Origin of the sequence: Bacillus sp. BS3(2021) (genome assembly GCF_021043345.1) — a bacterium.
In the GTDB taxonomy this organism is placed as follows: domain Bacteria; phylum Bacillota; class Bacilli; order Bacillales; family Bacillaceae; genus Bacillus; species Bacillus paralicheniformis.
In genome coordinates this window covers 1-15,908 of record NZ_JAJNDM010000009.1, presented here as the reverse complement: position 1 = coordinate 15,908, position 15,908 = coordinate 1, and the positions used below count along the sequence as shown (strand labels likewise).

The window sequence follows — 15,908 nt, the reverse complement described above, 5'->3', positions numbered from 1 at the left end:
ACTTTTTGAACAAAAAATGAACGTGATTGTTTCGGAAATGAAATAAAATCATAGAAAACTTTATATATAGGGCTTCTTTCATCCCTTTCATTTCCTATATTGTGTCTTTTTTTACGAAACGTCCCATTCACACGTCATGATAGAGTCGTGCGAATATTTCCTAGAAACGCATCTAGTTTACATAATGAAATTATCGTTATCTCGGTTAATCTTCATCTTTAACATCCGGATCTTCGGGGATGGGTTCGTTCAGAACGGATTCCGCCCACTCTTTATACTTTTCCATCTGTTCCATATGGGTATTGAATTGATCTTTGTTGATTAAATGCTGCTGTCCGTCGAAGACGGTGCGGATTTTCTTTTCTCTCACAAGCTGTTCAACATATGCTTCTGAAAGCGTTAAATATTCTGCGGTTTCCTTTATCGTCAAGTACATGTTTTAGTTCCTCTCGTTTTGATTTAGGCGAACGTTGCGATTTTAGGATCATACGATAAGATATATCAGTTTAGATGATGGAGGCCTATTTCTATGTATTCAAAATGGAATTCTGAAACGTCTTATCCGCCTTCAGCCCCGCACATGCACACCGGCCAATCTTCTCAGCAGATGAATCAAAGGCTGAAAAATCTCGAAGATCAAATGGAATTGCTGATCAAACTCATGGAATACAACAATCAGCTGCTGCGTTCAATTGAAGAGCAGCAAAACCGCGTCTGCGCGGCCGGCGGCGGTTCGGTTATCGTCAGAATGTGAGTTTTTGGTCTTAAAATAAAAAGAGGAAGGACGTGTCCTTCTTCTTTGTCTGCAAGCCTTATCCAGTATACTACAGATTTTTTTGCGCTGAAAGGCCGGCAATTTCATCGTATGTTTGACGATTTTCCAATGTTGACAAATCGCCTGCCGGCTCGTTCAAATAGGCAGCTCTGATCAGCCGTCTCATCACTTTTGCATTTCTCGTCTTCGGCAGACCGCTGACAAAGTAAACCGCTTTTGGCTTGATCGCTTTACCGATCGCATCAGAGGCGAGGTTCAGCAAATCATCTTTTAGTTTTTCCGACGGCTTTTCCGACTGTGTGAGGACGACAAAGCAGACGGCAGCCTGACCTTTGAGCTGATCCGGAACGCCGATAACGCCTGCTTCCGCCACCGCTGGATGGCCGACCAGTACGGACTCTATTTCGGCGGGCCCGATCCTTTTCCCAGCAGTATTGATCACATCATCAGAACGTCCGCTGATCGTCCAGTAGCCGTTTTCATCACGTTTTGCCCAATCGCCATGCACCCAGACGTCAGTCCAGCGGCTCCAATATGCTTTTTCATATCTGGACGGCTCCTTCCAAAAACCGTTCGTCATGCCGACCCACGGCTTTGTCAGGACAAGCTCCCCGACTTCATTGACGACTTCCTCCCCTTTTTCGTTGAAGACATTGGCCGCCATGCCAGGCAGAGGCGAATTAAACGTCATCGGCGTGATCGGCCGCAGGAGCACATTGCCCAAAATGCCGCCTGAAATTTCCGTTCCTCCTGAATAATTAAAAATAGGAATCCGCTCTTTTCCAGCATGGCGGAACAGCCATATCCACGGTTCATAATTCCAAGGTTCTCCCGTTGAGCCGATTGCCTTCAGACTGCTCAGGTCGCATTGAAGAAGAAAATTTTCGCCGTGCTGCATCAGTGAGCGAATGAGCGTCGGAGAGACGCCGAGATGCGACACCTGGTGTCTGCTGACAAGCTCCCACAGCCGACCCGGGGCCGGGAAATCCGGTGCTCCGTCATACAGCAAAACTGCCGCTCCGTTTATGAGTCCCCCGAATATTAAAAACGGTCCCATCATCCAGCCCATGTCTGTAAACCAGAAAAACGTGTCCCCTTGTTTGACATCCATCCCGAAGCCCGCATCAAATGCAGCTTTCAGCGGAAAACCGGCGTGGGTATGAACCGCTCCCTTCGGCTGTCCTGTCGTGCCCGATGTGTAAAGCAGCATGAGCGGATCTGAACTGTCCATTTCTTCTGTCATCTGGAGAGGATCGCTTTTCATCAATTCATTCCAGTCTATATCTCTCTTATGATTCCAATCTTGTTCGCCATCGTGAAGCCGGCAGACGACAACTTTTTGGACAGTGGGGGCGCGGTCTGCTGCTTTGTCAGCTTCTTTCTTCATACAGACCTTCTTTCCCCTTCGCAAAAAGGCATCTGCCGTGACAAGAATTTTTGCTCCGGCAGCGCTGAGTCTCGCGGCTGCCGCATGGGCCCCGTAGCCTGAAAAAACCGGGGAGAATACCGCGCCCATTTTAGCGGCGGCAAGCATGGCGATGACCGTTTGCGGGATCATCGGCATGTAAATCGCAATGACATCCCCTTTTGATATGCCTTGTTTTTTAAAGCCTGCTGCCGCACGGGCGACTTTTTGATGTAAAGAAGAATAGGTGATCCGTTCTGTTTTTCCGTCTTCACTTTCCCAGATGAGGGCTGTCCTCTCGGCCGTATCAGGCTGTCGGGACCATTTTTCCACGGCGCTGCAAACGGCATTTAAGCGTCCGCCGGAAAACCATTTCGGCCATTTTATGCCTTTATCGAGATTCAATGTTTGGCTGTACCGCTTGTACCAGCTGATGCCGAGCGCTTTTTCGGCCTCTTCCCAGAACCAGGCGATATCGTCTGTACTTGCTTTCAAAAAATCATCATAGTCGGAAAAACCGAGAGCTGTCATCCATTGAAACAGCCGGGTCGCTTTTACAAATTCCGGATCAGGCTGCCAAACCGCTTTTTCGGCCATACCGTTTCCCCCTTTTCGTTTCATTGGCCTTTAGACGGGATAAACAGGATGCTTCCGTTCCGTAAATATCATGTATTTGGTCATATATGCATTCAGCCGTTTGATGAGTTCCGTACGAAGCGAATCGGCCGGAATGACCCCGTCGACAATCATTTCTGAAGCAAGCCGGTAAATGTCTATGTCTTTTTGGTACTCTTCCCGTTTTTCGGCAATGAAGGCGGACCGCTCTTCTTCAGGCAATTGTGCGATTTTTTTGGCATAAACGGCATTTACCGCTGCTTCCGGACCCATCACAGCAATCTGAGCCGTAGGCAGCGCCAGACAGCAGTCAGGCTCAAAGGCCGGTCCCGCCATCGCATACAAGCCTGCGCCATAAGCTTTCCTGACGATGACGGATATTTTCGGCACGGTTGCTTCGGCCATCGCTGAGATCATTTTCGCTCCGTGTCTGATAATACCCGCCCTCTCGACTTTTGTTCCGATCATAAAGCCGGGGATATCAGCCAGAAACAGCAGCGGGATATGATAGGCATCGCACAAATTGATAAACTTTGCGGCTTTGTCTGCCGAATCGTGAAACAACACACCGCCTTTGACACGCGGCTGATTGGCGATGATGCCGACAGGCTGCCCGTGAATCCTCGCCAAACCGGTAATCAGCTCTGGCGCGAACAATTTTTTGATCTCATAAAAAGACGCTTCATCAATGATCCGGTCGATTAAATCCATCATTTGAAACGGTGCGTTTTGGTTTTTCGGAATGATCTCCTCCAACGGCCGGTCAAACGGACGAGCGGGTTTTGCTTCAATAACAGGCGCTTTTTCGGTGTAATTCGGCGGAAAGTAGGAAAGATACCGGCGCGCCGACTTGATCGCATCTTCTTCCGTTTCGGCAAGAATGTCTCCGCAGCCTGAAACAGAACAGTGCATTCGCGCTCCGCCCATTTCTTCAAGCGACACTTTTTCGCCGATCACCATTTCCGCCATGCGCGGCGAGCCTAAATACATCGAGGCGTTACCTTCGACCATGATAACGATATCGCAAAAAGCCGGTATGTAGGCGCCGCCTGCCGCTGAAGGACCGAACAAAAGACAGATTTGCGGGATGCGCCCGGATAATTTGACTTGCTGATAAAAAATCCGCCCTGCTCCTCTTCGCCCCGGAAACATGTCAACTTGATCCGTAATCCTTGCGCCTGCTGAATCGACCAAATAAAGAAGCGGACAATTCAGCTTTTCGGCTGTTTCCTGGATGCGGATGATTTTTTCGACGGTTCTCGCTCCCCATGATCCTGCTTTCACCGTTGAATCATTAGCCATGACGCAAACGGTTCGGCCGCCGATTTTTCCGATTCCCGTGACGACTCCGTCTGCTGGAAGCCCGTCTGCCATGCAATTGGCAAAAAAAGCGTCCTCAAGGTCGAGGCCTTCGTCAAGCAGCAGCTTTAATCGGTCTCTGACAAATAATTTTCCTTTTTTCTCATTAGCTTCATGGTATTTTTGCGCTCCGCCTTCCTGAATCCGGCGAATGCGTTCATACAATTCCTTTTCGGCCGGCATCGGCTGTCCCCCCGTTCGTTTTATTCTCCCGTATAATACGGCTTCCGCTTTTCTGTAAAAGCTTTCAGCCCTTCTGTTCTGTCTTTCGTCGGAATCGTCAGTTCGTAGGCTTTTTGTTCAATCACGAGTCCAGTTTCGATATCTGTCTCAAGCCCTTGATTGATAGCGAACTTCGCCTGTCTGACGGCAACCGGTCCGTTCGCCGCAATGTTCGCTGCGATATTTTCGGTTGTTTCCTTTAACTTTTGAAGCGGAACGACATGTTCAACTAGGCTGATCTTTTGCGCTTCTTCGGCGCTGATGCGGCAGCCGGTATAGATCATTTCTTTTGCCTTTCCCCTGCCGATCAAGCGGGGCAGCCGCTGTGTTCCCCCTGCCCCGGGAATAATCGCGAGCGTTGTTTCGGGGAGGCCGAGTTCAATATGTTCGGCTGCGATCCTGATGTCGCACGCCAATGCAAGCTCCAGCCCCCCTCCCAAAGCGCTTCCGTTTAATGAAGCGATGACGGGCTGCGGCAGTTTTTCCGTCTGGCTGACCACTTGTTGAATCATGGAAACGGCCTGCTTCGCTTCTGTGGGGCTCATGCGGGCTCTTTCCTTTAAATCGGCACCTGCACAAAACGTCCTGTTCCCTACTCCCGTTATAATGACACAGCGGACGGCCGGGTTTGAACGGATATCGCGAAGGATATGCTGAAGGTCGTCGAGAAGTCCGAGCGAGAGGGCATTTGCAGCTTGCGGTCTGTTCAACGTCAACACGGCGACCGCCTGCTCGTTTATGGAATAAAGAACATTGGGCTCCATTCGGTCTTCCTCCTCCTCAATCTATGAAAAGCAATTCTTTGATTTCGCCGCCTGCAAATTTCGGCTTGGTAGCTCTCTCCCGGTTTTGTCTTCGATCCATTTGGCAGCTGAAAGCAGCTTGCTGAGATCAACTCCGGTTTCGATGCCCATCTGGGCGCACATGTAAATCAAATCATCAGTTGCCGCATTTCCCGTGGCTCCAGGGGCATAAGGACAGCCGCCCAGCCCGCCGCATGATGCGTCAAATACGGTGATTCCCATATCCATCGCTGTGATCATGTTGGCGAGCGCCATCCCTCTCGTATCATGAAAATGAAGGGCGAAACTCTCTTTCGGAAAGCGTTTTAAAAGTACGTCAAGCACCTGTTGAACTTGCACGGGATTCGCTGCGCCGATTGTATCTCCGAGAGAAAGTTCGTCGATGCCCATGTCGAACAACGCATCACAGAGGCGTATGATTTGTTCTAATGGCACATGATGTTCATAAGGACAGCCAAATACGGTGGACAGGTAGGCTCTGGTGGTGAGGCCTGCTTGTTTTGCTGTCCCGGTGACTTCCTGCAAGACTGGAAGCGTTTCGCCGATCGATTTGTTAATATTTTTCCGGTTGTGTGTCTCGCTTGCCGACATAAAAACAGAAGCTTCATCGATCCCTCCTTCGAGAGCCCGTTCCAGCCCTTTTCGGTTCGGAATGAGGGCTGCGTAGGTGACGCCCGGCTTCCGGTTAATGCCTTTGGCGACGTCAAGGGCATCAGACAGTGCAGGAATCCATTTAGGATGAACGAATGAAGTGATTTCGATATATGAAAGCCCTGTTTGGGAAAGCATGTCGATCCAGGTTATTTTATCGGCTGTCGAGAGTGCGGTTTCTTCATTTTGCAGACCGTCGCGCGGCCCGACTTCTTTAATGAAAATTTTCTTCGGTACATTCATTTGCCATCCTCCAGACCTTATTGAAGCTCCAATAAGACATCTCCTTCATCGGCAAAATCACCTTCGTTTTTTCTGACGGTTTTGACGGTGCCGGCCGTTTCGGCGACAATCGGAATCTCCATTTTCATCGATTCTAAAATGGCGACTTCCTGCCCTTTTTCGATTTTGTCTCCTGCTTTCACTAATATTTTCCACACGTTTCCCGCCATATTGGTGACAACAGTATTCATGGCACGCCTCCTTAATTTCATTTTGACTGATAACGACTGATAAAATCGGTTTGGACCCCGCCTTTTCGGAATTCGTCAGAACGTACGATGTCTTCAAGCAACGGAATATTTGTCTTAATGCCTTTCACTTGATATTGTGAGAGCGCTTCGGCCAATGTCCGGATGGCTTCATCTCTGCTATTTCCTTTGACGATCATCTTGGCGATCATCGGGTCGTAATACGGTGTGATGTTCATACCTGGGGCTGCTGCGCATTCATGACGGACATTCGGGTGCTCAGGCAGCTTAAGGTCAGTGATCCGTCCCGGCGAAGGGAAAAATGTTTTCGGATCTTCGGCACAGATTCTGACTTCGATCGCATGTCCGTCACGCCGAATGTCTTTCTGCTTATACGGAAGCGCTTTGCCTGCTGCGATATTGAGCTGTTCTTCGACAATGTCGAGCCCTGTAATTTCCTCTGTCACCGGGTGTTCGACCTGCAGGCGGGTATTCATCTCGAGAAAATAAAAATGATTCTTGCTGTCTACTAAAAACTCGATTGTCCCGGCGTTGGCATAGCCGATCGACAGCGCGGCTTTCACGGCCGCTTCACCGAGCTTCGCGCGCATGTTTTCATCGAATAACGGAGCAGGTGCTTCTTCGATGATTTTTTGCTGGCGTCTCTGAATCGAACAGTCCCGTTCCCAAAGATAGACGGCATTTCCGTATTCGTCTGTTAAAATCTGAATCTCGATATGTCTTGCATCTTCGATATATTTCTCGATGTACATAGCCCCGTCTCCGAAAAAATCGGCGGCTCGTTTTTGGCTGCCTTCATATGCTTTTGCTAATTCGCCTTCATTGCGAATCAGCTGCATTCCGATGCCTCCGCCTCCAAAAGAAGCCTTGAGCATCACGGGATAGCCGATGGATTCGGCAAGAGCCTTGGCTTCATTCAGACCGGCCAAGCTTTTTGTCACGCCGGGAACGACGGGAATCCCGGCTTGTTCCATCGCTAGCCTTGCTTCAATTTTGCTCCCCATTTTGGCGATCACATCGGACGGCGGACCGATAAACGTGATATTTTCCTGCAGGCATCTTTCGGCAAAACGGCTGTTCTCGGAAAGCAGGCCGTATCCCGGGTGGATGGCACAGACCCCCGCTTTTTTAGCGGTTTCGATGATTTTTTCGATATTTAAATAGCTTTCACTGACCCGCGGTTTGCCGATCAGCCAGGCTTCATCTGCAGCTTTAACGTGCAGGGACTCAGCATCCGCTTCAGAGTAGACGGCAGCTGTCTGAATACCGAGCCGTTTACAAGTTCGGATGATCCGAAGTGCGATTTCGCCACGATTGGCGATAAGCAATTTTTGAAACAAAAAAATGCCCCCTTTCATATTCAAAAGTGTCTGAAATAGAATTTGAAAGCGCCTTCATTTATTTATTGTGCGAATTCGAAAGTGAAGTAGCTTATCCTGTTTCCTGCCATAGGTTCAGACGGGTCTTGTCTGTTCTTTACAGCTTATGATGATTTGAAAGAAAAAAGTCCTAAAGCTTAAGAAATCGCTTTAGAACTCTCAATGTTTTGGCTCGGGCCTGTTGGTGTTTGGACGGCTTTTACCGAGAATGCTCTGCATGTTTGCCGCTGTTTGTGAGGATATGTTGAATGATCTCGGCGTTTTTTGACAGAAAGGCAGTTTCGAACATATCCTGATGCGGCCCGGCTCCTTTATACTCTTGATAGTTTCTTGTTGTGGCGTCGGCCCATTTTTGCAATATGAATCTGTCAATTTGATCCGTCTGAATGCCGGCTTCAATAAAGTGGATGTTTGCGTTGATTTGGCCGCCATTGATTAATTGTGCCCAATATTTTTGATAGTTTGCCGTCTTTTTGATGACTGCTTCCCTGAGGTGAGCGGGAACATGTTCTGCCGAGGTGCTGCTTGGCTGTGGCGGCAATGCTTGTTTCTTTTGATATGCATCGACAATAATGAGATCGCTGACCTCCAAACCACGGTTTTCCATTTCTTTGACAGTCTCAAATGCCGTGTTGCCTCCCGCTGAATATCCCAGCAGGATATAAGGACCCCGAGGCTGTTTTTGGATGATGTTGTTCACGTATTGTTCCATACGGCTGTCTTCTTCAATAAAGTTAAATCCGTACACAGTCGCTTTGCCGTTTAGCTTGGCAGCGAGATCTTTATAAAATATCCCGAAGCCCGAAATGGGAGGAAAGCAGAAAAGGTTCACTCCGGTCGGCGGATTCAGTCTGCTGACATGCTGTACGGCCGAGGCGCGCAGCTCATGTGAAAACAGCTTTTCGGCCAATTGTTCGATTGTTGGATTCTCGAATAATAATTCAATCGGAATATCGATCCCCTGGCTGTTTTTCAGCTGGTGAATGACTTGAAGAGCCTTTAGCGAATGACCGCCAAGTTCGAAAAAGTCATCTTCAATACCGAGCTCCTTCACGCCAAGGATAGGTCTCCATATGTCAATCAGTTCTTTTTCGACCCAGTTTCTTGGCGGCACAATCTGTTTCAAAGCCGTTTTTTGATCAGGTGCAGGCAGCGCGCGGCGGTCGATTTTGCCGTTTGCCGAAAGAGGCATGCGGTCCAGTTTAACCCAATCATGAGGAATCATATAGTCGGGAAGCTGCCTTGATAGTAATGAACGGATCGTTTTTTCCTCTGTTTGATCATCGCTTACATAATATGCGATAAGGAATGCTTCTTCGTTTTTTTCTTCAATGATGACAGCGGCTTCTTGAACGCCTTCAATCTCGATGAGCCGCGCTTCTATTTCAGCCGGTTCAGTTCGTTTGCCGCGAATTTTGATTTGCCGGTCCATCCGGCTGATATATTCTAAGTTGCCGTCTGGCAGCCAGCGCGCCAGATCGCCGGTTTTGTACATTTTTTCCCCTGGTTGAAACGGATGCTCTACAAATGCTTGACTCGTCAAATCAGGTCTGTGCAAATATCCTTTTGCAACCCCATCGCCGCCGACGCAAAGTTCGCCGGGAACGCCGATCGGCGCGAGCTGACCGCTCTCGTCAACAATAAAGGCATTTGAATTGCTGATCGGTTTTCCGATGGGAATCGCTTGTGAAAAATCTTGCTTGACTTCATAAAATGTAGAGAATGTTGTATTTTCCGTCGGACCATATATGTTATAAAGCTTCAGGTTTGGGCACCGATGTCTGACCGTATTCATCAGTGCAGGCGTCAAAGCTTCCCCGCCGACATATAAAGTGGAGAGCCCTGAAAACATGTCCGGCTGGGCTTGTGCCAGCTGGTTAAAGAGAGCCGTTGTTAAAAACAGCACTGTGATATCATGGTGAAGCAAATAGCTGCCAAAACGGGCAGGAGTCAACATCGTCGAGCGGTCGATAACATGAAGAGATGCTCCTTTCAGGAGCGCTCCGAATATTTCAAATGTGATGGCGTCAAAGCCGAGTGAACCGGTTAAGATTAATCGGTCATTTGTATCGGCTGATGTGTAATTGCTGTTTGAGATCAGTGATACGACATTGCGGTGCGAAATCATTACGCCCTTTGGTTTGCCTGTCGAACCTGATGTATACATGATATAAGCCAGATCATCCGGACGCGTATTTATGTTGATATCGCTGACAGGTGCCAATTGCGCTTCCTTGGATATCAACACTTTTTTCGGAAAATCAATGTCCGTCTTGAGTCCTTTCTGAACGGCCAATACGTCCGCCCCGCTTTCTTTCAGCATGCAGCTGATCCGTTCAGGCGGCAGTTCGGCATCGATCGGGAGATAGGCGCCGCCTGCTTTCAAAACGGCAAGAACTCCGATGATGAATTCAGGTGAATGCTCTGCTAAAATGCCGGCAATTCCGTTTTTCTTTAAGCCTTGTTCTTGGAAGATGCGGGCCCATGCAGTGGATGTTTGATCCAGCTCCCGGTATGTCATCGTCAAGCCGCCGGCATGTAGTGCGATATGCTCCGGCGTTTTCTCTACTTGATTGGAAAACAAGTCAGTGATTGTTTTGTTCGTATCGTAATCTGTTTTTGTATCGTTGAATTCCCCGATGATCCGGGCTTTTTCGTCAGGCGCGATCATCGGCAGCCTGGAGGCGGGGATATCGGTGTCCTCCGCCGCTCTTCGCAAAGCTTCCAGCAGGTGGCCCCTCACACAGTCAATCCATGATTCATCATAAACGTTTGCATTGTAGATGAACTTGATGACAAGTTCATCATCCGGGGCAATCATGAGGTTGAAGTTGTAGCCTGATTGTTCCGACACTTTTACATTTTCGATCTGAAGCGGTGATTCGGCGCGGTTTGCCGAGTCTTGCATTTGCTGCAAAGGGTAGTTTTCAAAAACGAAAATATGGTCAATCGCATGCTGTTTGAAAGCGATATGCGACTGAATGTCAGCCAATGGATAAAAGTTGAACATGTCTTGAGCGAGCCTTTCTTTTTGGGAGCGGCGAAGCAGCTCTGAAAAGGTTTCATTTTCGCTCTCGGTCTTGATTCGCACCGGCACAGTATTGATAAATAAACCGATGATCTTCTCAACGCCCGGAATCACGGAAGGACGACCGGAAACGACAGAGCCGAACACGACATCATCTGTCCGGTTATAGCGCTGAAGCATTAAGCCCCACACGGTTTGTATGAGAGTGGCGAGTGTGGCTCCATGCTGTTTGGCGATTGTTTTGAGTCTGGCCGTCAACTTTCGGTCTAATGAAAACATCAGCTCTTTCTGCCGATATCCCTTTTCAGCAGGTTTTGCAGACACTTTCGGAAGACCTGTTGGCGCATTGAAGTCTGTCAAGTAGTTCTTCCAATATTCCTTGGCTTTGTCTTTGTCCTGATCATACAACCAGGAAATATATGCGCTGTATGGCTGAACAGGATCTAAAGGCACAGATTCACCCGTATAGATGGCTTCGTACAACTGCATAAATTCTTGCAGCACGATCCCGAGACACCAGCCGTCCATTAAAATGTGGTGATGGCTCCATACACATACGTGTTGTTCCGGCGCCGTTTTGAACAGAGAAATACGCATCAGCATATCTTTTTGCAGATTGAAGCCTTTCTGCCGATCCCGCTCTTTAAACTGGCTGATATATGCGGTTTGATCGGTCTCCGGCATTTCGGTCAAGTCTTCAGCATGCAACTGAAAGGATCGATCGCGTAAAACGACCTGGCGCGGTTCTTTCAGCCCGGCAACATGAGGCAAAAAAACCGTTCTGAAAATATCGTGGCGGTCAATGATCGATTGGACACTTTGTTGAAACCAGTCTAAATGGAGCTGACCCCTTATTGTGAAGACGGACTGTTCAATATATGCGGTTCCTTCGTCTTGCAGGAAAGAATGAAAAAGCATTCCTTCCTGCATGTGGCTTAAAGGATAAATGTTTTGGATTTTTTGTGTATGATCCATTGTTTCCCTCCGCTCGTTTAATGAAATCCGAGTAAGTCGGTTATATTTTTAAAAGCTTCCTCGGTCAGCTCGCGATCATCAAAGTCGCTGACGGTCTTTTCTGTTTCAGTTTTGCCGAGGCAATGGTTCATCAGCTTTCTGAGATAGTACTGACAATCTTGGGAAAGCCGCTCAATGGTTTCTTTTTGAAAACGCCCTGTTTCATATGTCATGTTAACGGTCAGTTTGCCTTCGGCTACGAGTGCGCTGATATCCAGCGACTGTTCACGCTTCCAAGTGCCGGTGATATCTTCGCCGCCCCCCAAAGGAGAAAATGTAAATGCATCAAGCTGTTCTGTTTCGGTTTGCGCACGGTTTCCGATTTCAAATTGTCCTAAATAGTTAAAGGTGATATCAGGTGCTTTGCCGAATTTGATCTTTGCTTTTTCAGGCGGTGTCATATATTTGAGAACACCGTATCCAAATCCTTTATCAGGTATCCGCCTTAACGTATCTTTTGTTATTTTTAATGCGCGGATCATATATTCTTCATGATGGTCATCCCATGTATTGGGTTCAAGTTGAAGCAATACTGGATATATGGAAGTAAACCACCCTACGGTTCGGCTGATATCGTGATATGCCGCCTCAGATTGACGGCCATGCCCTTCAAGCGCGATTTTTAGCGCCTTTTGCGGCACCCATTGCCATATAGCGAGTACCGCTGACGCCAATAGCAGGTCTTGGGTATCCGTATTGTAAGCATTGTGCACATCTTTTAGAATCGCGTCTGTTTCTTGTTGAGCTAAAGTAAATGATACGGTGTTACGTTTTTTCAAAGCGGTTTTGTCGATATGTGTCTGATCTTTTGGCAGTGCAACTGTTTCATGTTGTTCGATGGCGCGCCAATAGTCTGCTTGCTGTAATAACCGCCGGCTTTCTGCATACTTGGCTAATTGCTCGGTATATGTCTGGAATGATGCGGTTTTTGGCGGGAGTGCTATGTCATCTCCGCGAATCGCCTGCTCATAGACGGATGCCAAGTCTTCCAGGATAATCCGCCATGATATGCCGTCGACGGCCAAGTGATGGATAGCAAGAAACAGGTCATCTCCTTCGCTTGAGCGGAAAAGCCCGACTTGCACCAGCGGCCCGTTTTCCAAGTCCATTGCTTTTTGCAGCTCACGAACTTGGTGTTTGATAATGTGTTCATGATCTTTTGGTTCGCCGGCCAGATTGAAGATTCGCAAGTTGTAAAGCTGGTCCTCTCCGATGTTCGCTGGACGATTGTACAGGCGCAAGTTCCCTTGTTCATCTTTGACGCATATGAGCCTGAGTGCATCGTGATGGACGGTTATCGCTTTTAGCGTTTTCCTCAATGCATCTTCATCTAACGGATTTGACCGATGCAGCATAACCGACTGATTAAAATGGTGGGCTTCTTTTATATCTTGAGACAGGAACCATTTTTGCACCGGTGACCATGTCATCTCGCCTTCTACAGATGCTTGGCTGATCGGTTGTTGTGATAAACGGACATATGGCGCCAATTCTTGGATTGTCGGATGGCTGAAGATATCTTTTACGGCCAATTGCTTTCCTGATTGATGCAATCTCGCGGAGACTTGCAATGCCTTAATGGAATCTCCGCCAAGCTCAAAAAATGATTCATCAATTCCGATCTTGTCCACACCGAGCACCCCGCGCCAGATGGCAGCCAATTCTTTTTCAATATCAGTGGCCGGAGCCGTAAATGTTTGCCTAGTCTCTCCCTTGTGCGGGATCTTTGCCAGTGCGGGCTTATTCAGCTTCCCGTTTGGCATGGTAGGCAATGCATCAAGCGTTTGGAAAAACGCCGGTACCATGTAAGACGGCACTTTTTTGGCCAAAGCTTTGCGCACCATGCCGCAATCTGCGCCGTCTTCAACAACAATATAAGCGCACAGTTCCTTATGACCTGCTGCGGTAACAGAATCCACCACTGCCGCTTCTTTTACTACGGCAAGGCCGGAGAGTGCCGCTTCCACTTCTTTTATCTCGATTCGGTAACCTCTGATTTTGACTTGTTCATCCATCCTGCCGACATACTGCAATGTGCCGTCCGGCAGCCATTTCGCCAAATCCCCCGTCCGATACATGCGCTGATCTGGATGGAACGGATCTTGAACGAAAGCTTTTGCCGTTTGCTCAGGAAGATTGATATATCCTCTTGCAAGCCCCGGTCCTGTAATGCAAAGTTCTCCGGTGACACCGATAGGCTGCAAGTGATCTCCTTTTAAAATATAAACATTTGTATAACCGATCGGCCGGCCGATCGTGATGTTTTCTTCTCGTTTCAATCTTCTGGCCGCAGTGGCCGTGATGCTGCTCTCTGTCGGCCCGTATTCATTGGAAATTTCTATGTCAGGGCGGAGCGAGAAACTGCGCTCCAGCAAATTCGGTTCAATCGCTTCGCCTCCTAATGTGACAAGTCGCAGTGTTTGTACATCTTCCGGCTGCAATACGTCAAGCAGTGTCCGGTATAGAATCGGAACGAGATTCATATGCGTAATGCCGTAATCGGCTAGATATTGTTTAATAGCGAGAATGTCTTTCGCTTCTTCCTCAGCCGGGATAACGGTCTGCACTCCTGATATAAGCGGCGCAAACATACTTGTGACAAATGCGTCAAAAGAAAATGAGGAAAGCTGAAGCGCGATATCATGATCATGAAATTCATAAAAAGCACTGCGCCACTGAACTGTATAAGCGACTCCTCTGTGTTCCACCATGACGCCTTTTGGATTGCCCGTCGTACCTGATGTATAAATGATATAAGCCAAATGATCAGGCCCGGAAGCAGTTAGAATAGGTGAGGTGTCCTGTTCCTGTACATCTTCAATCAGAAGCACTTCGCCTTTAAAACCATCAGGTACTTGATGAATTGCTTTTTTATCGGTGATCAGCAGTTTAGCTCCGCTGTCGGCTAATACATATTGTTTGCGCTCGTCCGGATATCCAAGATCAATTGGGACATAGGCGCCCCCTGCTTTCCAGGTTCCGAGAACGGCTGCGATCAAGCCTGTTGATTTAGGAATCATAATACCTACAGGTAGATCCGGACCAATCCCTTGATTTTGCAATGTTCTCGCTATTTTGTTGGACCATTCGTCTAATTCTTGATAAGTGAGCACCCCTTCCCGAGTGATGAGTGCAGTTGCACCCGGCAATTTTGCCGCATGACGGGCGAATAATTCGTGAACGGTTATGTTAGGGCCGTGTTGTTCCGGCATCCTGTTAAAGTTTGTCATCAGCAGCTGTTGTTCTTTAGCTGTCAGCATGCTGATGGCAGGCAACGCTGTCTGCGGTGCGTGGACAATGTGCTGAAGCATTGTCGTGAAATGTGATGCCCAGCGTTCGATCGTATCTTGTTTAAATAAAGATGATGCATATTCAAATCGAAAATGTATGCGTTCATCCCCTTCTGAAACTTGCAGCGTCAGATCAAACTTCGCCCCAGTTTGAGGCATATCGGCAGGCTGAATATGCAGTCCATCCAGGAAAAGCTCTTGGCGATCCATATTTTGTACGACAAGCATAGCGTCAAACAACGGATTGCGGCTCATATCACGGACGACATTAAGCCGGTCGACAAGCTCCTCAAACGGATAATCCTGATGTTCAAATGCCTCAAGCACCGTTTCGCGGACCTCCTTTAAGAAATCGCTGAAACATTTGTTTCCGGCCGGCTGCGTTCTGATCGCCAATGTGTTGACAAACATGCCGATGACAGATTCTAAGTCTTTGTGCGGCCTTCCGGCGATCGGCGAACCGATGATGATATCCTCCTGTCCGCTGAGCCGGGCAAGAAGCGTGCTGTACGCGGCGAGAAGAACCATATACAGGGTGCATCCGTTGTCGCGGGCGATCTTGTAAAGGCCGGATGAAGTGTCCGCATCAAGTGAAAAGGACACATGATCTCCGGCAAAGCTTCGCACCGCCGGGCGGGCGTTGTCGGCCGGAAGCTCCAGCACCGGCAGCTCTCCGTCGAGCTGCTTCAGCCAATAGGCTTCCTGTCTGTTGTACGCCTCTCCTTGTTTGAATGCCTGTTGCCAGACAGCGTAGTCTTTATATTGAATCCGCAGCGGGTGAAGCGTCCGGTTGGCGTACAGCTCGCTGAATTCGCTGATTAAGGTGCCGACAGACACCCCGTCGGAAATGATGTGATGCATGTCCACCAACAACAG

General features: G+C 48.4%; 10 protein-coding genes. 1 reads left to right on the top strand and 9 read right to left on the bottom strand.

What is annotated here, in order from left to right:
* Positions 1 to 205: 205 nt before the first annotated feature.
* On the bottom strand, positions 206 to 436 hold the full coding sequence (locus LQ247_RS17930) for an excisionase family DNA-binding protein (RefSeq protein ID WP_020451691.1): 231 nt from the start codon (positions 434 to 436) through the stop codon (positions 206 to 208).
* A gap of 93 nt (positions 437 to 529) precedes the next feature.
* Here LQ247_RS17930 and LQ247_RS17925 point away from each other — a divergent pair, with 93 nt between their 5' ends.
* Positions 530 to 754, top strand: a complete 225-nt coding sequence (locus LQ247_RS17925; protein WP_103750466.1) for a hypothetical protein — start codon at positions 530 to 532, stop codon at positions 752 to 754.
* A gap of 70 nt (positions 755 to 824) precedes the next feature.
* Here the strand turns inward: LQ247_RS17925 and LQ247_RS17920 are convergent, their stop codons facing one another.
* From LQ247_RS17920 to LQ247_RS17885, 8 genes are all read right to left on the bottom strand, one after another.
* A complete protein-coding gene (locus LQ247_RS17920; protein WP_103750467.1) occupies positions 825 to 2,777 on the bottom strand; it encodes an AMP-binding protein in 1,953 nt (650 codons plus the stop codon).
* 30 nt (positions 2,778 to 2,807) lie between these two features.
* Positions 2,808 to 4,337, bottom strand: coding sequence for an acyl-CoA carboxylase subunit beta (locus LQ247_RS17915; RefSeq protein WP_026579615.1), 1,530 nt, complete (start codon positions 4,335 to 4,337; stop codon positions 2,808 to 2,810).
* Positions 4,338 to 4,357: 20 nt separating this feature from the next.
* Positions 4,358 to 5,140: an enoyl-CoA hydratase gene (locus tag LQ247_RS17910; RefSeq protein ID WP_095323549.1), complete on the bottom strand. Its 783-nt coding sequence runs from the start codon at positions 5,138 to 5,140 to the stop codon at positions 4,358 to 4,360.
* 21 nt (positions 5,141 to 5,161) lie between these two features.
* The gene (locus tag LQ247_RS17905) at positions 5,162 to 6,073 is read right to left on the bottom strand and encodes a hydroxymethylglutaryl-CoA lyase (protein ID WP_103750468.1); all 912 of its coding nucleotides are present in this window, start codon (positions 6,071 to 6,073) and stop codon (positions 5,162 to 5,164) included.
* A 17-nt stretch (positions 6,074 to 6,090) separates the two neighbouring features.
* Complete coding sequence (locus tag LQ247_RS17900) at positions 6,091 to 6,303, bottom strand: acetyl-CoA carboxylase biotin carboxyl carrier protein subunit (RefSeq protein WP_003182452.1); 213 nt, start codon at positions 6,301 to 6,303, stop codon at positions 6,091 to 6,093.
* A gap of 17 nt (positions 6,304 to 6,320) precedes the next feature.
* Positions 6,321 to 7,661 carry an acetyl-CoA carboxylase biotin carboxylase subunit gene (locus LQ247_RS17895; protein ID WP_020451697.1) on the bottom strand — a complete coding sequence of 447 codons (1,341 nt, stop codon included), beginning with the start codon at positions 7,659 to 7,661 and terminating at the stop codon, positions 6,321 to 6,323.
* Between the two features lie 238 nt (positions 7,662 to 7,899).
* Positions 7,900 to 11,703: a non-ribosomal peptide synthetase gene (locus tag LQ247_RS17890; RefSeq protein WP_103750470.1), complete on the bottom strand. Its 3,804-nt coding sequence runs from the start codon at positions 11,701 to 11,703 to the stop codon at positions 7,900 to 7,902.
* Positions 11,704 to 11,720: 17 nt separating this feature from the next.
* Positions 11,721 to 15,908: non-ribosomal peptide synthetase (locus LQ247_RS17885; protein WP_231006361.1), on the bottom strand; the 4,188-nt coding region annotated here is incomplete at its 5' end.